Annotated in this window: 19 protein-coding genes; 8 read left to right on the forward strand and 11 right to left on the reverse strand. The window is 54.0% G+C overall.

Annotated features, from left to right (window positions below; all coding sequences use genetic code 11):
* Positions 1–3 precede the first annotated feature (3 nt).
* The 4 genes from PGR91_RS08930 to PGR91_RS08945 all read right to left on the reverse strand — a co-directional run bounded on the left by PGR91_RS08930 (position 4) and on the right by PGR91_RS08945 (position 4,986).
* Complete coding sequence (locus PGR91_RS08930) at positions 4–1,278, reverse strand: Gfo/Idh/MocA family protein (protein WP_118457814.1); 1,275 nt, start codon at positions 1,276–1,278, stop codon at positions 4–6.
* 63 nt (positions 1,279–1,341) lie between these two features.
* The gene (locus tag PGR91_RS08935) at positions 1,342–2,703 is read right to left on the reverse strand and encodes a Gfo/Idh/MocA family protein (protein WP_118655848.1); all 1,362 of its coding nucleotides are present in this window, start codon (positions 2,701–2,703) and stop codon (positions 1,342–1,344) included.
* 25 nt (positions 2,704–2,728) lie between these two features.
* The gene (locus PGR91_RS08940) at positions 2,729–3,589 is read right to left on the reverse strand and encodes a sugar phosphate isomerase/epimerase family protein (RefSeq protein ID WP_118457810.1); all 861 of its coding nucleotides are present in this window, start codon (positions 3,587–3,589) and stop codon (positions 2,729–2,731) included.
* A gap of 41 nt (positions 3,590–3,630) precedes the next feature.
* The gene (locus PGR91_RS08945; protein WP_118655850.1) at positions 3,631–4,986 is read right to left on the reverse strand and encodes a 3-keto-disaccharide hydrolase; all 1,356 of its coding nucleotides are present in this window, start codon (positions 4,984–4,986) and stop codon (positions 3,631–3,633) included.
* A 358-nt stretch (positions 4,987–5,344) separates the two neighbouring features.
* Between PGR91_RS08945 and PGR91_RS08950 the strand changes: the two genes are divergently transcribed.
* The gene (locus PGR91_RS08950) at positions 5,345–6,115 is read left to right on the forward strand and encodes a hypothetical protein (protein ID WP_147387366.1); all 771 of its coding nucleotides are present in this window, start codon (positions 5,345–5,347) and stop codon (positions 6,113–6,115) included.
* A 131-nt stretch (positions 6,116–6,246) separates the two neighbouring features.
* Here the strand turns inward: PGR91_RS08950 and PGR91_RS08955 are convergent, their stop codons facing one another.
* The gene (locus PGR91_RS08955) at positions 6,247–7,071 is read right to left on the reverse strand and encodes an alpha/beta hydrolase (protein WP_101572566.1); all 825 of its coding nucleotides are present in this window, start codon (positions 7,069–7,071) and stop codon (positions 6,247–6,249) included.
* Between the two features lie 317 nt (positions 7,072–7,388).
* Between PGR91_RS08955 and PGR91_RS08960 the strand changes: the two genes are divergently transcribed.
* The gene (locus tag PGR91_RS08960) at positions 7,389–8,759 is read left to right on the forward strand and encodes a TrpB-like pyridoxal phosphate-dependent enzyme (protein ID WP_101572567.1); all 1,371 of its coding nucleotides are present in this window, start codon (positions 7,389–7,391) and stop codon (positions 8,757–8,759) included.
* A gap of 624 nt (positions 8,760–9,383) precedes the next feature.
* Here the strand turns inward: PGR91_RS08960 and PGR91_RS08965 are convergent.
* The 6 genes from PGR91_RS08965 to PGR91_RS08990 are packed head-to-tail and all read right to left on the reverse strand — an operon-like array spanning position 9,384 to position 15,012.
* Positions 9,384–10,409, reverse strand: coding sequence for a BF3164 family lipoprotein (locus PGR91_RS08965; protein WP_147387367.1), 1,026 nt, complete (start codon positions 10,407–10,409; stop codon positions 9,384–9,386).
* A gap of 43 nt (positions 10,410–10,452) precedes the next feature.
* Positions 10,453–11,364, reverse strand: a complete 912-nt coding sequence (locus PGR91_RS08970) for a mechanosensitive ion channel family protein (RefSeq protein WP_081032590.1) — start codon at positions 11,362–11,364, stop codon at positions 10,453–10,455.
* Between the two features lie 12 nt (positions 11,365–11,376).
* Positions 11,377–12,255, reverse strand: coding sequence for an SDR family NAD(P)-dependent oxidoreductase (locus PGR91_RS08975; RefSeq protein ID WP_118655856.1), 879 nt, complete (start codon positions 12,253–12,255; stop codon positions 11,377–11,379).
* Positions 12,245–13,051, reverse strand: a complete 807-nt coding sequence (locus PGR91_RS08980; protein ID WP_101572574.1) for an SDR family NAD(P)-dependent oxidoreductase — start codon at positions 13,049–13,051, stop codon at positions 12,245–12,247. Before PGR91_RS08980 ends, PGR91_RS08975 begins: the two co-directional genes overlap by 11 nt.
* Entirely contained in the window at positions 13,048–14,271 is a 1,224-nt protein-coding gene (locus PGR91_RS08985) for an NADH:flavin oxidoreductase (protein WP_118655858.1), read from the reverse strand. The genes PGR91_RS08980 and PGR91_RS08985 overlap by 4 nt, the downstream gene beginning before the upstream one ends.
* 9 nt (positions 14,272–14,280) lie before the next feature.
* Positions 14,281–15,012, reverse strand: a complete 732-nt coding sequence (locus tag PGR91_RS08990) for a DUF1295 domain-containing protein (protein WP_055205139.1) — start codon at positions 15,010–15,012, stop codon at positions 14,281–14,283.
* Positions 15,013–15,824: 812 nt separating this feature from the next.
* Between PGR91_RS08990 and PGR91_RS08995 the strand changes: the two genes are divergently transcribed.
* From PGR91_RS08995 to PGR91_RS09020, 6 genes are all read left to right on the forward strand, one after another.
* A complete protein-coding gene (locus tag PGR91_RS08995; protein WP_055204790.1) occupies positions 15,825–16,640 on the forward strand; it encodes a MotA/TolQ/ExbB proton channel family protein in 816 nt (271 codons plus the stop codon).
* Between the two features lie 26 nt (positions 16,641–16,666).
* A complete protein-coding gene (locus tag PGR91_RS09000) occupies positions 16,667–17,275 on the forward strand; it encodes an ExbD/TolR family protein (RefSeq protein WP_118655860.1) in 609 nt (202 codons plus the stop codon).
* Positions 17,276–17,300: 25 nt separating this feature from the next.
* Positions 17,301–17,960 carry an ExbD/TolR family protein gene (locus PGR91_RS09005; RefSeq protein WP_101572576.1) on the forward strand — a complete coding sequence of 220 codons (660 nt, stop codon included), beginning with the start codon at positions 17,301–17,303 and terminating at the stop codon, positions 17,958–17,960.
* A gap of 24 nt (positions 17,961–17,984) precedes the next feature.
* Positions 17,985–18,812, forward strand: a complete 828-nt coding sequence (locus tag PGR91_RS09010; protein WP_118655862.1) for an energy transducer TonB — start codon at positions 17,985–17,987, stop codon at positions 18,810–18,812.
* A gap of 96 nt (positions 18,813–18,908) precedes the next feature.
* Complete coding sequence (locus PGR91_RS09015; protein ID WP_228385796.1) at positions 18,909–19,130, forward strand: hypothetical protein; 222 nt, start codon at positions 18,909–18,911, stop codon at positions 19,128–19,130.
* A gap of 13 nt (positions 19,131–19,143) precedes the next feature.
* Positions 19,144–20,106, forward strand: coding sequence for a PstS family phosphate ABC transporter substrate-binding protein (locus PGR91_RS09020; protein ID WP_055204799.1), 963 nt, complete (start codon positions 19,144–19,146; stop codon positions 20,104–20,106).
* Positions 20,107–20,113: the final 7 nt, after the last annotated feature.

Consider the following 20,113-nt stretch of genomic DNA (forward strand, 5'->3'; position numbering starts at 1 on the left):
CGGTTACAGATAGTCGATGCGGTACTCTTCCGGGAACAGAATTTCCCGTTTTTCTTCGATGGCTTGCAGCCCGAGCAGCGACAGCACGGTCGCGTAGTAGCCCTCCTCGGCGATCATCGGCGGTTGTTCTCCGGTGATCGCGGCTTCGACGAACGCATCGACCGTGAAGCCGGTGCCGTCCAGGAAGTCGCGTTTCTTGCCGATGATGTATTCGCCGTGGTTCTTGCGGGCGATCTCGGGGTCCCAGCTCGGGCCGGCGAAAGAGACGGAACTGAAAATATCCTTCTCGATGTTGTTGATCATCTGCAAGAATCCGGGCATCGGCGGCGTCTTTTCGAAATAGTATTTGCCGACTTCGGGTTCGAGGGTTCCCAGGTTGCCCATAATCTGCTCTTCGAGCCCGTAGAACTGGTTTGATATGATCGAGTCGAAGGACATCCGCTTGCCGTTTTTGTACGTATACATCACGCCGACATTGTCCTCCACTTCGCGGCCGTCTTTCCAGTAGGTGATTCCCCCCTGTCCGTAGATCCGTTCGGGCAGCTCGCGCCAGATCCACGTTCCCATTTGGATCTGGTGGCAGCCCAACTCGGTCATCAGGCCGCCGGAGTATTCCTTGTAGTGCCGCCAGTTGATTTTACGCTCCAGTTCGGGCGACGGGACGGGCCTGCGCCAGTCGCCGTTGCGGTTCCAGAACGTTTTGATCCCCTGTATTTCGCCGAACATTCCCGAACGGATCATTTCGATCGCCTTCAGGTAGACCGGGTCGAAAAGCCGCTGTTGGTCGACGAAAAAGACGTGCCCCGTCCGTTTATGGGTCTGGTACATCGTCAGCGTGTCCGGCAGCGTCCGGGCCATTGATTTTTCGCAGAAAACGTGCTTGCCCGCTTCCATCGCGGCGCCGGCGATTTCGAGGTGCGTATGCAATGGGGTGGCGATTACTACGCCGTCTACGTTCGGGTCGTCGATCACCTGCCGGTAATCCGCGCAGGTTTTCGCGCTCGGCGCGATCTGACGGCCCAGTTCGAGCCACGGCTCGTAATTGTCGCACAGCCATACGACTTCGGCCTTCGGGTTCATTACCAGGAAATTGAGCAGGTAGCGTCCCCGGTCGCCGGTGCCGATCACCGCGATCCGGGCTTTGTGTCCCGTCGTGGCTTTCCGCTTGTCCTCGGCCATTCCCGACAGCCACGGGAAAGAGGAGAGCAGGGCTGTGGTGCCCGCGACGAATCCGAGCTCTTTCAGGAAGTCCCGGCGGTTTATTTTCTCGTTGTTCATGGTTTCTTCGGATTGCAGGGGGGGCCTATTGTATCGGCCCCGATTACAAATGTACTTTTTTTATTAAAATTTAAAAACTTTGCCGCCTGCCAGCACTTCCTGGTGCTCTTCGTCGAACGTGACGTATTGTTTGGTGCGCAGCGCGGCATTGACCATGATGCAGGCCGACGAATGGTCGTAGGCCGCTTCGACCGGAGCGTTCGTTTTTTCGCCGCTACGGATGCACTCCATCCAGTTGCGGACGTGAACCGAGGTCATCGGGTCTACGCCGGTTACTCCGGCCGTGGCCACTTTCATCGTCGATTTCAGATCGAGCGGCGCGAGCTGATTCGCATGCATACCCATCGCTTTGGCTTCCCCTTCGGTCAGACCGCCGTTCGGGGTGATCTTGTTGGTGTCGAGGTTCAGTTCGCCGCCGTTCGAGTAGTAGATCTCCTTGACGCTGCCGGCGCTGTTCGTAAAACGCGAGGTGTATTGTACGAGGAATCCTTTCTGCGGGTCGTCGGCCGGACCGTAGTCCATCACGGCGGTCATCGTGTCGAAGTTCGTGCGGCCGTCGTGCCACAGGTAGATGCCGCCGTTGGCCGTTACGCTGCGCGGGTGTTTCAGTCCGGAGAACCAGTGCACCGTGTCGATCTGGTGCGCCATCCACTGGCCGGGGATTCCCGACGAATAGGGCCAGAACAACCGATATTCGAGGTATTTGCGCGGGTCGAACGCTTCGAACGGGCGGTTGCACAGGAAGCGAATCCAGTCGAGGTCTTCTTCCCTGCACTTCGGAACGAGCGACGGACGGCGCCAGCGGCCCGGCTGGTTGACGTTCCACGTCATTTCGCACATCACGATGTCGCCGAATTGGCCCGAGCGGATGTAGTCGTTCGCCGCGTGGTAATTCGGCGCGCTGCGACGTTGCGAACCGACCTGGAATACGACGCCCGCCTTTTCGACGGCGGCTCTCGCGCGGCGGTTGTCCTCCATCGTTTCGGCGAACGGTTTTTCGACGTAGATATGCTTGCCGTGTTCGGCCGCCTCGACGGTGTGCGTGGCGTGCGCGAAGTCCGGCGTGGAGATGATTACCGCGTCGATGTCCTTGTCCTTGTACATCTCTTCGTTGTTGCGGTATCCTTTGACCTTGTGCCCGATTTTCTCTCCCACGACCTGCACGCCTTCATCGCGGCGCAGGCTCCAGATGTCCGACACGCCGATCATGTCGAAGTTCAGTTCCTCGCGGTGATCCGTAAAACCGGGCAACAGCGAACTGCGGAACCGGTCGGAGAAACCGACCACCGCCACGTTGACGCGGTCGTTGGCGCCTTTGACGCGCGCATAGCTTTTCGGACTGAGAATGAAATTGCCCATTACGGCTCCGGCCGATACGAGACCCGCTTTCTTCAGAAATTCCCGCCTGGATATTTTTTCGTTCATGATCGTTTTAGGTTAGTTGTTTCAGTTATAAGTCGTTCATTTGTTTGCGGAGCTCCGCGACAGCCGTCGGCAGTTGCGCTCCGAAATCTTTCCACATGCATTCGATCGATACGCAGCCTTTGTAGCCGATTTTTTTCAGCGCGCGCAGGTAGGGACGAAAATCGTCCCCGTCGGTGCCGGGGGCCGTCCGTTCGGCGGCTTCGGCGATGTGGCAGTGCCGGATATGCTTTCCTGCGTCGACGATGGCCTGCGGCGGCTCTCCGTCGGCCGTCATGTGAAATAGGTCGCACAGCAGCCGGATGTTTTTGTGATTCACGCGTTCGACGATCGAGGCGCCTTCCGACACCGAATTGATCAGGTTCGTTTCGCGGCTGTTCAGCGGTTCGATTACGACCGTCACGCGGTAGCGCGCGGCGACCGGGCCGAGCCGTTTGCATAGTCGCACGAATTGTTCTTCGGCCGTTTCGCGCGAGAATCCGTCGGGCACTTTGCGCGATTTTCCGCTGCCGAAAACGATGTACCGGATACCGGCCCGTTCGGCTCTGCGAAAAGTCGTTTCGGCCCATTTCAGGATCTTTTCGTGGTCGGTCGAAGGGCCTACCACGATCATCGAAGCCGGCAGGAAACCGTTGCAGCTAACGATCTCCGAGCCGGATTCCCGCAGCAGGGCGAGGTTTTTGTCGAATGCCTCTTCCGGCTTGTCCGGAACCAGGAAAGCGGAGACGCCGGCCTCGAGGCAGTCGGCTCCGGCGGCTTTGAGCCGCTGCGCGTTGCGAACGTCGGAACATACTCCGATTCGTGCGTCTAGCGATTGCGGCTTTTTGGCCCGAAGGCCGCCGCATCCGAAGACGAGCAGTCCTGCTATACAGAGGATCCGTGTTTTCATGGTTTTGAAGTTTTCAGGCAGCGGGGCAGGGCGGGTTGCGGTTATTTCAACTCGCGGATCTTGATGTTCTTGAAGTGTACTTCGTCGCCGTGATCCTGCAACAGGATATATCCGCTTTCGGAATTGCCGAAGTTCGGCCAGTCGCGGTATTTGCTGTATGCTACCAGCGCATTCCACTCCTGGTTGTTGCGATCGTATTCGATCAGTTTCACGTCGTTGAGCCAGTGTTCTACGTGGTTGCCCTTCACGACGATTCGCGCCGTGTTGAACTGTCCGGGACGGAACGGCTTGTTGTCCGGCGCAGGGATCAGGTCGTACAGCGAACCGAGCTTGCGATTTCCCTTTACGCCGAGTTTGGCGTCCGGGTGGCGCTGGTCGTCGAGGATTTGGAATTCGCAGCCGATGGCCGAGCCTTCGCCTTTGTTCATATCCGGATCGACGAAATATTTGATGCCGCTGTTGGCCCCTTCGGTGATCTCGAAGTCTGCGACCAGTTCGAAGTCTTTGTATTTGCGCGTCGTGACGATATCGCCGCCGTTAGCCGATTCGCGGCCGTCGGATTTCTGCACGCACAGCATGTCGTTGCGGATTTCCCAGCCCGAAGGAGGGAAGTCGGCGCGTTTCGCGCCGCGCCATCCGTCGGTGGTTTTACCGTCCCAGAGCAGCGTCCATCCCTGGGCCGCTTCGCGCTCGGAGATCGTGTTCGGGATGCAGTTGATCTGCGGCAGACAGCAGATTTCGGGCATCTTTTCGGTTTCGAGATCGGTCGTGCAGATGCGGATGTTTTTCCAGCGGACGGTTTTGCCTTCCATTGCGGCGTTATCGCCGATACCGTGCACCTGCAAGGCGATGAAACCTGCAGCGTCGGCGTTGTCGAGGATGTCGGCCGTCGGAATGCCGTTCAGCCACGTGCGGATGCGGTCGCCGATCGCCTCGATGCGCAGTTTGTTCCACTCGCCCGGTTTGAACGCTTTTTGCGCGCACGGGTTTTTTGTCATCGGGTAGAGCCATCCGCGGCGTCCTTCGTCGTAGATGCCGCCGCTCCATGCCCGCGCCGAAGGGTCGATTTCGTACTGGTAGCCGTGCACCTGTCCGTTGCGGTAATCGGGTTTCGAGTTGCTGCGGAACTGCACGCCGGAGTTCAGCCCTTCGTCCACCTTGAAGCTGAGTTCGAGGATGAAATCTCCGTATGTCTTATCGGTGCAAAGGAACGTATTGGGCGTATTGACCCGGCTGACGCCGACGATCGCGCCGTCTTCGATACGGTATTCGGCCGCGCCGTTCAGCTTTTTCCATCCTTTGAGGTTCTTTCCGTTGAACAGGGATTCCCAGTCGCCCTGGGCGGATACGGTCGCGCAGAAACAGAGCATTCCGAGCGCTATAAACAGTTTTTTCATCAGGCTTTTATGATTTTTGGGGTTAAAAACAAATCTCCGTGCACGGGCACGACTTTAATATGTCAAAGGTAGGAATTATTTTTAAAAAAGAAAACGGCGTCTGAAAATTTACGACTTTAATTAGTATTTGCTTGATTGTAAATAATATGACTGAAAATAACAGAGGTTGGTTTTCCTCCGGGACAGTAAAGGCCGTACTTCGTAGCGCATTCGTTCTTTTCGGGGGACAAATTGAAGATAGTTTGTAAAATCTTTTGAATATGAAATATTTTGGCTTATATTTCAGTGATCCGAAGCGAAACGTTGCAACTTTTTCGGGGTCGGAAGAAGGTTTATCGTTGAACAATCATACGGTTTTATGAATAGAATAATAACGGTTTTTTTTGCAATATTACTATTGCAGACTGTTTCGGCCCGGGATTATCCCGTCCAGTTTTCGAAGAGAATTGAAAACAACTTTGTCAAATGCCGGCTGGAGAATGTCCAGCCGGACGGCTCGATCAAACCGCTTTCCAATCTGGACGGAAAAACCGATATCGAAAACCTTTTTTTCGAAGATTTCAACGCGCCCGTGGAATATTTTTTCAGATGGGAATCCAAGTACGGCCCCGAAGAGCCTTTGGGCTTTCGGATCGTGAAGGATTCGTCGGGGCGGCATTACTTGCTGGAGGTCAAAAGTATTCCCAATTTCAAAGAGGTGAATAACAAGTTAGAAGAGGAGTTCCCTCTGCTCTTGATGTCGTTAAAAGGACTGGATTCGATCGCCGACAGTACGGTTCGTCGGTATGGAAAGCACAACATGGCTATGTACGCAAAACGTCGGAAGGAGGCCCCGAAACGCTATCGGGTCGAGACCCGAACGTTTCGCATCGGCGACCGGTTCGCGGAGGCGTTGTATAATAAGTTCGTGAACTGGATCGACCGTTTCGACAGCAAGGCGGAAGGCCCCTCCGTAGGGTATTGGGCGACTTTCCGCTGCGTGGTCGACAACGAAGTCTGGACGCTGTCCTTAGACGACGAATTCACGGCCGACGCCGTCGCGCTGTCCGACCTTTGCCGGGAGATTATCGCGGATGCCGTCGCGGGCCGCCTGGACGAGGCGAAGTATCTGGAACGGTTGGGCGATTGACGATTTTTCTTCCGAAATAAATATCCCCCTGCCCGTGCGGTTTTCGTCTGCGCGGACAGGGGAATGTTTTTGTTTTCTCCCCGGCCGGAAGACGGGGAGCCGGTTTTATCGTATTCCGGACGGGCGGCGGATTAGCGTCCCCGGTCGAAGAATTTTTTGAAGAAGAGCCACTGGTAGTCGATCGAGTTGTTCCAGTAGAGGCCGTCGTGCACGCCCGGCCGCACGATGTAGTCGTGGTCGATCCCGCGCTCCATCAGCTTGTCGTGGAAGTTGCGGTTTACTTCGGCGAAAAAGTCGCCGTAACCGCAGTCGATGATCAACGCCAGGTCGCCGTTGGCGATGCTGTCGATCTGGTTGATCGCCGCGTAGTCGTCCCAGCGCTTCGGATTGTCGGCCTTTTCGCCCAGCGCTTTTTTCATCTCCCAGTTGTCCGGGAACGGGCGGATGTCCAATCCCCCGCTGGTCGATCCGGCGGCCCCGAAGCGGTCTTTATGGCGCAGCGAAAGCCACATGGCGCCGTGCCCGCCCATGCTCAGACCGGTGATGGCCCGTCCGCTGCGATCGGCGCGCGTATGGTAACGGGCGTCTATGTCGCGGAGCAATTCCTGCGATACGAAGGTTTCGTAACGCATCGACGGATCGACGGGGCTGTCCCAGTACCAGCTGTTCTTGCCGTCCGGGCATACGACGATCACGCTGTCGCGTTCGGCCAACTGCACCAGTTCGGGTTTCACCTGCAGCCAATTGGCGGCATAGCCGCTGTAACCGTGCAGCAGGTAGAGCACCGGGTAGGCCGGCCCCGTTTTCGTCCGGGCGCCGTCGGGTACGACTACCACTACTTCGACTCCTTTGTTCATCGACGCGCTCCAGACCGACAGCGTATCCACGGTCGCGGCCTGCGCGAAAGCGGCCGAAAATAACGCAACCGACAGCAAGATCAAATTCCTTACTTTCATAATTTTTTGTTTTTCACCGATTTATGTTGGAAATAGAATTTTGTTCACAGAAAATCCGGGCGAAACGGTCGTTCAAAGTTAAAAATATTTTGCCTGATTTTGCGGGGTTTCCGTTTTTTTCGTTACATTTGCGGTCGGTAAACGATGATATTCATGGATCTTCCGGTGAACGATAAATTTTGGTGGCGCTCGCATCTGAAACGATCGTGAGAGGCTTCACCGTGCGAGGAAAGGATCCGCAACATAATGCATAGGGCTGTCGAACTCACGACAGCCCTTGTTTTTTCGGTACGACAAACATTCAAAACATAAAAGATATGAGCACGAGAACGAAACGATTTATCCTTCCGGAAAGCGAAATTCCGACCCAATGGTACAATATCGCGGCCGACATGCCGAACAAGCCGATGCCGCCGCTCAATCCGCAGACCCGCGAGCCGCTGCGCGCTTCGGATCTCTATCCGATCTTCGCCAAAGCGCTGGCCGATCAGGAGATGAACCAGACCGACGCGTGGATCGACATTCCGGAGGCGGTCCGGGAGCAGTACAAGAACTACCGTTGTACGCCGCTGGTACGGGCTTACGAGCTGGAAAAGGCGTTGGGCACTCCGGCGCATATCTATTTTAAGAACGAAAGTGTCAGCCCGGTAGGGTCGCACAAGCTGAATTCGGCCATCGCGCAGGCTTATTTCTGCAAACAGGAGGGGATTACCAACATCACGACCGAAACCGGCGCGGGCCAGTGGGGCGCCGCGCTGTCGTACGCGGCCAAGGCGTTCGGTCTCGAATTGGCTGTCTACATGGTCAAAATCAGTTACGAACAGAAGCCTTACCGCCGTTCGATCATGCAGACGTTCGGCGCGCAGGTGACCGCTTCGCCGTCGATGTCGACCAAGGCGGGCCGCAAGATCCTGACCGACCATCCGAACTACCAGGGTTCGCTCGGGACGGCTATTTCCGAGGCGATCGAACTGGCGATGAGCACGCCGAACTGCAAATATACGCTCGGCTCGGTATTGAGCCACGTGACGCTGCACCAGACGATTATCGGCCTCGAAGCCGAGAAACAGATGGCGATGGCCGGCGAATATCCCGACATCGTGATCGGCTGTTTCGGCGGCGGATCGAATTTCGGCGGCATTTCGTTCCCGTTCATGCGGCACAACATCCTGTCGGGCAAAAAGACGCGTTTCATCGCCGCCGAACCGAACTCGTGTCCGAAACTGACGCGCGGCGTGTTCCGCTACGATTTTGGCGACGAGGCAGGCTACACGCCGCTGCTGCCGATGTTCACGCTCGGACATAATTTCGCCCCGGCCAACATCCATGCCGGCGGACTGCGCTACCACGGAGCGGGCGTGATCGTGTCGCAACTGCTGAAAGACAAGATGATGGAAGCGGTCGATATCGCGCAGTTGGACAGCTTCGAGGCGGGCTGCCTGTTCGCGCAGACCGAAGGCATCATCCCCGCTCCCGAATCGTGCCATGCGATCGCGGCGGCCGTCGACGAAGCTAACAAATGCAAGGAGAGCGGCGAACAGAAGGTGATCCTGTTCAACCTGTCCGGACACGGTCTGATCGACATGGCGTCGTACGACAAATACATCGCCGGCGACCTGATGAACTACACGCTGACCGACGAGCAGATCGCCGAAAACATCAAGGAGCTCGACACGATGAAATTGTGATTCGAAAATAGTTTATAAGAGAATACTGAAATGCCCTCCTATTTTCGTTTGGAGGGCATTTCTTTTATTGGAGAATCAATTGCACGGTTTGACGATTATCGATTTTGGTAATCAAATTCAATTTTTATTTATTCTTCTGTTTGAGGAAATCTTTTGCTTTTCGTTTAAATATAATCTTTTGCAATCCGTTTTTTAAAGGATTATTCGCATAAATCAAATGTCCTTTTTTTATGATAAAAACCGGAAAATCTCTGGCGAGATTATACCGGTGTCTGTTGGCTATGAAAAAAGCATTGTTTTTGTCATATAAAACGGTGGCGCGAGGCGCTATTTTTTGAATATAGTATGATAACGTAATGGAATCTTGAGAATAAACGATATAGCACACGTTAGAGTATGATTTCAGAAATTTCTCCGTTTCTTCCATTGCTGCAATGCAGGAGGAACAGTCGAAATTATAACATGCAAATAAATATGAAGTACTGTCGCATATGATATTTCCTTGATGTACCGTATCGTATATGACACTCATCAGACAACATGATTCATCGGCAGGAGCTATCAATTCGGTTCCTTTTGCACAACTATTCAAGTAACTTAAGAGGCAAATGGCTAAGATCCATTTCACTTGTCAGTCATTTTGTAAGAAAAAACTTCCGGTTGCGGAGCAATAGAAAGTGCGTATAATGTGCTGTCATTTGCCATGTCGATCGAAATGCAATCTTGATCCATAAAATAACGTGCTACCGGTGTGCCGTCCCATGTAAAAATATGCAGTGCATTTCCTTGGTTGGCTCGCTTTTCCGATAAGGTGCGTCCGGAAAACAATCCGATGATCCATTGATCCGTAACGGCAAGATCTACATAACCGTACATACATTCGGCTTCCAGTCCGACATTCCCTTTGACAATTTTTGTTTTAGGTTCGAAAAGCATGGGTCCTTTGATAAAAAAAGCCTGAGTCGTATCATTTGAATGAAAAACCTCTATTTGATCGGCATATCTACATGCAATTGCATACGACCGGTTGTTGGGACTTGCCTTGACGACGCCTATATAAGCCTGATTAACCTGCGGGTTGGCTGTTCGGGCAGAAGATATTTGCGGAGAACAGCCTATTTTCGCTTTGATTTCTCCCTTTTGGTTGAATTTGATTACCCGGCAATCTTCGAAACGACCCGTGCCGACAAACAAAGAGTCTTCCGTTCGAGCGATGCATTCCATCGGTAGCAGATCTTCCCTTAACTGCATTTTTTGTGCGTAACCGGTTGCTTGTTGTAAAGCTTCGGGCAAATTGACCCGCATGATTTCAGAGGTAACCACGTCGTGAATATAAAAATTGCCTGACGAATCCGGAGCTGATAATGACCAAGCTCCCAATAGTTCATAAGGTCCCCGGCCTTTTGCGACGATGGTTTGCTGTCGCCCTGTTTTCTTTGAAAAAAGGATAACTTGGTTTTCCCTGCTCAGATCCTTGAATGCGAACAGCGAATCGTAATCGTAGATGCGTGTGGGATAACTTAACGAATCGGCTATTTGCAAAGAGGTCAGTCGAATCGAATCAGTTAAAGGAAATTCCGAAAAACTTTTGATTTGTCGGAATTCCTTGGAATTTTTGCAACCGGTCATTATTGCAACGAGCAATAGCAATATCGACCATTTTTTTTAGCATAACGATTTAATAATATGTTGATTAACTTTTCTGATGCAGGTGTACGTCCATCTGCGGGAACGGAATGTTCAGCCCGACTTCGGCGAAGCGCTTGTATACTTTTTCGTTCATGTCGAAAAAGACGCTCCAGAAATTGTCGGTGCTGGTCCATACGCGTACGACGATGTTAACCGAACTGTCGCCGAGGCTCGACAGCGCGATGAAATGGGCCGGTTCGGGAAGTATCCGGTCGTCCTGTTCGAGCAACTCGGCGATCGTGGCTTTCGCCTTGTCGTAGTCGTCGCCGTAACCGATGCCGAACGTCCACTCCACGCGCCGCCGGTTCTCCTTCGAATAGTTGTTGATAATGCCGGTCGATATGCCGCCGTTCGGAATCATGATCGTTTTGTTGTCCGGCGTGTTGATGATCGTGTTGAATAGTTGGATCTCTTTGACCGTGCCGGTCTGTCCCTGCGCTTCGATGAAGTCACCTACATGGAATGGCTTGAATATAAGGATCATAACGCCTCCTGCGAAGTTCTGCAACGTACCGCTCAACGCCATGCCGATCGCCAGACCGGCCGATGCGAAGATCGCGACGAACGACGTGGTGTCGATACCGAGGATGCTGATGATCGTGATAATCAGAAACAGCGTCAGCGAGATGCTCACCAGGCTCATCAGGAAACTTTTGAGCGAAGCGTCTACCTCTCGTTTGGTCAGCATTTTGCGCAGGATGTTTTTCAGGTAGCGGATGATCCAGCGGCCGATCGCCAGGATGACCAGGGCGATCAGGATACGGGCCGAGATGTCGAGGGCGCCCCGGATGATCATGCTAATGACTTCTTCTCCCGACATGTGGGACAGGGCGGTCAGTTTTTCCGCGATTTTTTCTTTGTGCGTCGAGTCGGCCACGATCGTTTGCGCCGACATCCATAGCGATGAAAGAGTCATATTCGATTGATTTTAGTATTTTAAAGATCGAAAATAAGTTTCTGTTTCGGGAATCGCTCGTGTCGTCAGTTGCAAAATCTGTTTCCAGAGATGTTTCCGACAGGGGTGATTCACGACCGAATCCGAAATCCGGCGTGCCTTGCCGTTCCGCCAGTAGAGGCCGTTTCCGCTGACCGGGAGCTTTCCGCAGGCCAGTTGCAGAGCCGTTTCGGCGCCTTGTTCGGGCGTCTTGATCAGCGGACGGAACAGCAGGTCGGCGATCGGGTCGAACCAGCGGTGCATCGTAATCATGTTTGTGTCGACGATGCCCGGATCGGCTGCGAAAACGCCGATGCCCTGGCGGGCGACCCGCTCGCGCAATTCGAGCGAGAACAGCAGCAGGGCCAGTTTCGAAGTGCCGTAAGCTCGGAAACGAGCGTAACGCTCCGGATCGGGTTCGAGCAGTCGGTCGTCGACTCGGCCGATCCGGTAGGTGCACGACAGCGTATTTACGATGCGGCTGCCGGGGTGCATCAGCGGCAGCAGGGCGAGCGTCAGCGCGGCCGTTCCGACGCAGTTGACGCCGACGGTTTGTTCGAAGCCGTCGGCCGTCAGACCGAACGTGCCGTTCATCGTTCCGGCGTTGTTCAGCAGGACGTCGATTCTTTGTCCCCGCGCTTTCAGTTCTGCGGCGAAGCGGGCGATCGAATCCAGCGAGCCCAGATCCAGCGGCAGCAGCGAGATTTCCGGGTTGCCGCTCCGCTTGCGGATGCGCGTGAGGATCGGTTCCGATTTTTCCGGATTGCGGCAGGCCATCAGTACGCGGTATCCCTGCTTTGCGAGTCGTTCGGTCAACGCCTGGCCGATGCCGCCGCTGGCTCCGGTGACGATGTGTAACGGCTTATCTTCCATAGCGGTAAAATTTTGCACGACGTTTGATCAGCCGGATCAGCCGCGACGGAACGAGCGCCGCGAGCGGCATGAACAGGTGGTTGACCGCGCCCGGCGTGACACACCGGCGTCCGGCGAACAGCGCGCGCAATCCTTTGCGGGCCAGCCGTTCGGGCCGCATCAGGATGCCGAGCCGCAGTCCGAGCCGCTGATAATGCCCGCTGAGGTTGTAGAGGTCGGTGGCTACCGCGCCCGGACAAACCGCCGTCACGCGTACGCCGTAATCGTAGAGTTCGTTATGAATCGCTTTTGAAAATTGTTTCAGGTAGCTTTTGGTCGCCGCATAGACCGAAATGCCCGGGAACGGCATACCGGCCGACATCGACGACATGTTCAGTATGTAGCCTTTGCCGCGCGCTTTCATCGCCGCGCCGAAATAGCGGCAAAGCATCGTTACGGTTTGTACGTGCAGGCCGATCATCCGTTCGATCCGGCGGCTGTCCGTTTCGGTCAGATCGTCGAAAAAGAATACGCCGGCGTTGTTGACCAGTACCTCCACTTCGAACCCCTGCTGCCGGGTGTATTCGAAAAGCGAGTCGGCGGCGTCCGCGAGCGACAGGTCGCGGCAAAGCCCGTCGGCCCGTACCCCGAACTGCCGACGGAGTTCCCGCGCCACTTCGGCGATCCGTAGCTCCTCGTTGCTTACGAGCAGCAGGTCGTAGCCTTTTTCGGCGAGCAGCCGGGCGTATTGGTAGCCGATTCCGGAACTCGCCCCGGTGACCAGGGCCAGGGGCGTCGGGCGTTGCTGTGCGTTCATCGTCGTGCGGTGATTCGTTCGATTTCGTGTTGCAGGCATTTCGGCAGCCCTTGCAGGTGTCGGTGGCAGGCCATTTCGACCGAGTACATCCGGGCGATGCAGTAGTTCGTGTGCTCGCAACCGCAGCGCAACTCGCCCCGCTCTTTCATCCGATTGACGAAATCCGGTTCGTTGATCAGCGCGCGAGCCATCGCCACGCATTCGAATCCGCTGTCGAGCACCATGTCGATCTTTTCACGCGACACGAGGCCGCCGACATAGACCAGCGGCAGTTTCAGCGCTTTGCGGAATTGCAGCGCATCCTCGTAAAAATAAGCTTCGCGGAACGGTACCGACGGGATCATCCAGCGTCCGGCCATTTTGACGCCCGCTTTGAGCCACAACTGTTTCATGTAGTAGGTCAGCGTGCGGATCGGCATCTGTCCGCGCATCACGTACATCGGCGCGCGGCTGACGAATCCGCCGCTCAGCACCAGCGCATGCGCCCCGCACGCTTCGAGGTTGCGCGCCACTTCGATGCAGTCGTCGATTTCGAGCCCGCCGCGGAAGCCGTCGCGCATGTTGGTCTTGACCAGCACCGCCATATCGCTGCCGGCAGCTTCCATCGCCTCCTGCATACATATTTTCATGAAGCGCATCCGGTTTTCGAGCGATCCGCCGTATTCGTCGCGCCGCCGGTTCGTGTACGGCGACAGGAATTGGCTGATCAGGTAGCCGTGTCCGGCGTGTACTTCGACGGCGTCGAATCCGGCTTCGCGGGCCAGTTTCACGGCCGTGCCGAACGCTTTAGCTATTCCGGGGATTTCGTTTTTGCGCAGCCCCCGCACGAAGGTGGGGGAGTAGATGTTGAATCCGGACGAAGCGGACAGCGGCGTGCAGCCGCAGATGCCCCGGTGCGACATGTTGCCGCAGTGTCCGATCTGGATTCCGGCGGCGGCGCCTTCGGCGTGGATGGCGTCGGTGATCCGGCGCAGACCCGGCACGATCTCCGGACGCAGCCACAACTGATGCGGAAACGACAGACCGTTGCGCGTTACCGAAGCATAGGCCAACGTCGTCATTCCGATGCCGCCGCGCGCGACGCTGCGGTGGTAGTCGTACAGCAGGTCGGTCGGCGAGTTGCCCGCGCACATGCCTTCGAAGGCGGCGGCGCGAATCGTGCGGTTGCGGAGGGTCAGCGGTCCGATTTTGCACGGAGTGAACAACAGCGATTCTTTCATTTCGTTGTGCTAATAAATATAAGGGATAATCCGTTTGCGGCGCTGCGTGCGCAGTTGTTCGCCGAATAGTTCGTTGTAACGTTTGTAGATGGCGTCGGCGCGCGGTACGAGGTTCGCGAACGTCCAGATCGCGAATACCGCTCCGGCGGCCGACCAGGTCAGCACGGCGAATCCGATCCATTCGACGATCTCGCCGAAATAGTTGGCCGAGGTTACGTAACGGAACATGCCGCCCTGCGGCAGGTAGTGGTTGCGGTCGCCCGGCTTGCGCAGGCGGCGGATGATCCGGTCGGAGTGGATGTTGACGGCCATTCCTGCGAAAAAGATCAGCGTGCCGACGATGAACTGCGGCGACAGCAGCCATTGCGGCGTGTAGTAGCCTTCCGGAGCTATGTAAAAGATCCAGCCGCCCTGCATCAGAGCGTTCAGCACGTTGAACGTCACGCCCATCAGTACGATCCCGAGCGGCATCGTGCTACGCCCTTTCAACAACAGCGGGTAGACGAACGCCCGGTTCAGGTAGTGGAGCTGGAACAGCCCGAAAAAGACCAGACATACCGCATCGCCGCGGCGCGGGGAGCAGAGGCAGAGGATACACATGGCGATGAAAACAGGGGCTTCCATCGCGATCCAGCCGAGCCGGTTGTCGATTTTCGGACCCCATTTCCCGTCGCGCAACATGCCGTACCCGGCCCGGACGAAAAACAGCGCGATGAAAACCACGACGGCCAGCGCCGTCATCCCTGCCAGAAAGAGGTCGTAATAGTGTGAAAGATCGGTCATATTCTTCGGATGATTATGGAAAACAGCACCCAAGATACAAATTTTTTTTAAATGGCGGCGACCGGATTTTTCGGAAAGCCGGCGCTTTCCGAGCGTCCGGGGTACGAAACTCCTCATGCCGGCCGTTGCACGGCGACCGGCGACGGCGACTCGTCGCGCCGTATAAATTTCACCGAATATCCGAAATATTTCGACGGTATTTTTCGTTCGGATAATATGCCGGAACCTGTGGCGGCGGTACGGGTAATTGTAAATTTTCTATTACGGAAGCACTTCGGAAGGTATGGGACGGAAGTGTTTATCGTTCTTATTTGTAGTATCTTATGCTCCGTTTGGAGAGGAACGGCCGTTTTGTGTCAGCGTCAGGGCTTTGTAAAATAAGATATCTTTTTTTGTGTAGTTTGAAAATTTTAGTACTTTTGAAGTTGTGATGATTCAAAATTTCATGCGTTTCGTGCGGTTTCCGACGAGCCGACAGCGCGTTAAACGTTATTGAAAGGATGAAAACAGGTATGGTGCGGAAAGGGAATCGTAAGTTTTTTTAACGAAAGCAATACAGGCGCAGGTACTTGACCATGAAAAACGGGGTTGCGGGATTTTAGAGTGATGACAATGTGCGGGGCTGGAAGCGGCGGAATTGGAGAGCGGAAGCATGTTGCCATCATTTGTGTTGAATCGCGAGAACGTACCGGTCGGCGAGGGGGTGAAATTTTCAACTAATTTTAACATAAAACTAAATTTTAACAACAAAACTCAAAACTTTATTCATTATGGAAGCCAAGGCAGTAAATTTTAAAACGGCAAAAGGCATTAAATCAGCATTCCTGGTTATTGTATGTTGCTTTATTTTAGCTGTATGCGTGTTTCACTTCGTACTGGGTGATCCCGCGAACTTTATGAATAACGACCCGAACAACCACCCGCTGCCGGGTAACTTCAAGGGTACCATTTATAAAGGGGGCGTGATCGTGCCGGTTCTCCAGACGTTGTTTTTGACCGTGATCGTGCTCAGTATCGAACGCGCGTTCGCCATCACCAAGGCCAAAGGAAAAGGCAACGTCACCAAATTCGTCAAGAACGTGAAGGAAGCTCTCGACAAGAACGATACCGCTAAAGCCCGCGAACTTTGCGTGAAGCAGAAAGGTTGCGTTGCAAGCGTCGTTTACTCTACGCTGACCAAGTACGAAGAGATGGAAAAAGACACCACGCTGGCCAAAGAGCAGAAACTGATGAACATCCAGAAAGAGCTCGACGAAGCTACCGCATTGGAAATGCCGTCGCTGCAACAGAATCTGGTGGTTATCGCGACCATGACCACGCTGGGTACCCTGATCGGTCTGCTCGGAACCGTTATCGGTATGATCAAGTCGTTCGCCGCACTGGCAACCGCCGGTTCTCCGGACTCCGTAGCGCTGTCCGCCGGTATTTCCGAGGCCCTTATCAACACCGCCTTCGGTATCGCAACCGGTGCTCTGGCCGTTATCTCTTACAACTTCTTCACCAGCAAAATCGACAAACTCACCTATAGCATCGACGAAGTAGGGTTTACCATTGTTCAGACTTATGCTGCAACGCATAAAGCCTAACTTTTAAAAAAAAATTACTTCTCGTTATGGCTAGAGTAAAAGTAAAAAAACAGAGTACATTCATCGACATGACCGCGATGAGCGATGTGACGGTGCTCTTGCTTACTTTCTTTATGCTTACGTCCACTTTCATCCAGAAGGAGCCGATACAGGTTTCGACCCCGGCTTCCGTGATGGAGATCAAGATACCCGAAACCGATATTCTCCAGATTTTGGTGGATAACGACGGCAAGGTGTTCATGAGCATGGACAAGCAGGAAGACCGCGTGGCGGTTCTGGAGAAAATGGGCGAAGAGTACGGGATCACGTTCACGCCCGAAGAAGTCAACAAATTCAGGTTGGCTCCGTCGTTCGGGGTGCCCATCGGTCAGATGAGGTCTTTCTTGGCGCTGCCCGAAGACGAGCAGGACAAGATTTTGAAAGACTACGGGATTCCGACCGACAGCACCGACAATCAGTTGAAGTCGTGGGTCAAGAATGCCCGGTTACAGAACAGGGATCTGCGGATCGCCATCAAGGCGGATCAGGCTACGCCTTATCCTATCATCAATACCATTATGACGTCGCTTCAGGATATCCGGGAAAACCGGTACAACCTGATCACCACGTTGAAAGTGGTCAGTACAGACAATTAATGCCGTCGCATAAGATTTAAATATTATGGCTGAAATACAAGAAAACAACAGCGGCAAAGGTAAGGAGGGTAAGGGCAAACAGAAAAAGATGACCATCCGGGTCGATTTTACCCCGATGGTGGATATGAACATGTTGCTCATTACGTTCTTTATGCTTTGTACCTCGTTGAGCAAGCCTCAGACGATGGAAATTAGTATGCCGACCAAAGATACGCAGGAAGATATGCAGACGAAAGTGGCGGCATCCCGTGCCATTACGCTCCTTTTGGGAGAAGACGACAAGGTTTATTATTACCTGGGAGAACCTAATTATCAGGACTATACGTCGCTCAAGGAGACGACTTACACTCCGGACGGCCTGCGTGCGGTTCTGCTGGCGCGTAATGCCAACGTCGTGGCACGGATCAACGAATTGAAGAAAAAGAAGCTGGACGGAGAGATCACCGAAGAGGAGTTCAAGACGCAGTCCACCGAGATCAAGAAAGACGAGAACGCTCCCGTCGTTTCGATCAAGGGAACCGACGAGTCGACCTATAAAAACCTGATCGACGCGCTGGACGAAATGCAGATCTGCAACATCAGCCGTTACGCTATCGTGCCGATAGCCGAAGGCGACCTGTGGCTGATCAAGAACCTGAAATCGGCCGGCGATCTCGGCAAGAACAGTGAAATGGCGCAAAACTAATAGTACACATTAAATCGAAAAAAAATGAGTGATTTGGATTTGAATTCGAAGCAATGGTGCGAATTAGTTTTCGACGGGAAAAATACCGAATTCGGCGCATTCCAGATGCGTCAGGAGTCGACGTCCCGTCATAACAAGGCAATGATTATCGTAGCGATCCTGGTCGTGCTGATTATCACGCTGCCCGCGCTGTTCCGCTACATTGCTCCGAAAAAACAGGAAGAAGTCAAAATGACCGAAGTGACGCAGTTGACCAAACTGCCGCCCCCGGAAGTGAAGAATAACGATGTGATCAAGAAGGTGGACGCTCCGCCCCCACCGCCGTTGAAGAGCTCTATCAAGTTTACCGCTCCGAAGATCGTGAAAGACGAGGAAGCGGATCGGGAGGACGTGAAGACGCAGGAAGAAATTATCAGTGCGAAAGTTGCGGTTTCCGTGGCCGACGTGAAGGGTAACGACGACCTGTTCGGTACGGACATCCAGGACTTGAAGGAGATCGCGATCGACACGCCGCAGGAAGAAGTGCAGGAGACCGTATTCCAGACGGTCGAGCAGATGCCTTCGTTCCCCGGCGGTATGCAGGCGCTGAACAAGTACCTGAAAGATAACCTGAGGTATCCGACGATTGCCGCCGAAAACGGCGTTTCGGGAAGGGTCGTACTGCGTTTCGTCGTATCGAAAAGCGGTAAGATCGAGAACGTCGAAGTACTCGGCCCCGTAGACCGCGCGCTCGACGAGGAAGCGGTTCGCGTGGTGAAATCCATGCCCGCATGGGTTCCCGGTAAGCAGAACGGAAACGCCGTAGCGGTGTACTACACGCTTCCGGTTACGTTCGTGCTGGGACAGCAGTAATCATCTTTATTTATCAAAAACCCTGCTTAAATTTCAATTTAAACAGGGTTTTTGTTTTTTAAGGCAGGTCCGGTTTTTGATATCAAAATATGTCGTATGAAAAAACAAAATGATGAAGAACGCAAGCCCGGCGGCATGAGTAAAATTTATTACGTTTTCGGGTTGTTCATGATAATATTTTACGTCGGTATGGCGTATATTATGATATTTTCGCCTATATTTGTAGAACGCATATCGGCTCCGCTGCGTTACGGGATGGGAGCGCTCTTTTTTCTGTACGGTATTTTCAGAGCATACCGGCAGATCAAGGACCGGTAATATCGAATGAATTATGTCAAAGGCAGGTAAGTTTTTAGGGATCGTTTCGGTGGCAATTGCGGCTGCGTGGATTTTTACCTCTTGCTGGGGAAATAAAGCGAAAGACAAACATACGGATACGGCTACTTCCGGAGTGATACAGATCAGCGCCGACGAAAGTTTCCGGGACATCGTGCAGCAGGAGATCGACGTGTTCGAGAGTATTTACGTACAGGCCGGAATCATGCCGATTTATGCCAGCGAGGTGGACGCGATCAACCTGTTGCTGAAAGACAGCGTGCGCCTGGCGGTCGCGTCGCGTCAACTGACCGAGGCCGAAAAGGAAGGGCTCGCCCAGAAAAAACTGTTCCCGAAGGAGATCAAGATCGCTACGGACGGCATCGCGCTGATCGTCAATAAGCAGAATGCGGATTCGATGATCTCGATTCCCGACCTGCGGGAGATTCTGACCGGACGGATTACCCGGTGGAATCAGTTGAATCCCGGTTCCAAGCTCGGCGACCTGCAATTGGTTTTCGACAACCAGAATTCGAGTACGGTACGTTTTGCGATCGATTCGATCTGCCGCGGCGATTCGCTGGCAGGCAACCTGAGCGCCCAGCACGACAATGCGGCCGTGATCGATTACGTGTCGAAAACGCCTGGCGCGATCGGCGTGATCGGCGTTACGTGGGTGGGCAACAAGAGCGATTCGACCCGGATGACGTTCTCGGAGCTGGTGACGGTGATGAGCGTCAGCCGCGAAACCAAAGCGACGCGAGAAAACAGTTACAAGCCTTTTCAGGCCTATATCGCATTGGGACAGTATCCGCTGGTTCGGAATATGTACGTACTGCTGACCGATCCGCGCAGCGGGTTGGCGTCGGGATTCGCCACGTTCATGGCGTCCGATCGCGGCCAGCGGATCATTCTCCGTTCCGGCATCGTACCTGCGACGCAAAATGTGCGGATCGTAAATGTACGCGAAAATTTGTAATTAAAAA

It is taken from the genome of Candidatus Alistipes pullistercoris, assembly GCF_027665465.1.
Lineage (GTDB): Bacteria > Bacteroidota > Bacteroidia > Bacteroidales > Rikenellaceae > Alistipes_A > Alistipes_A hominis.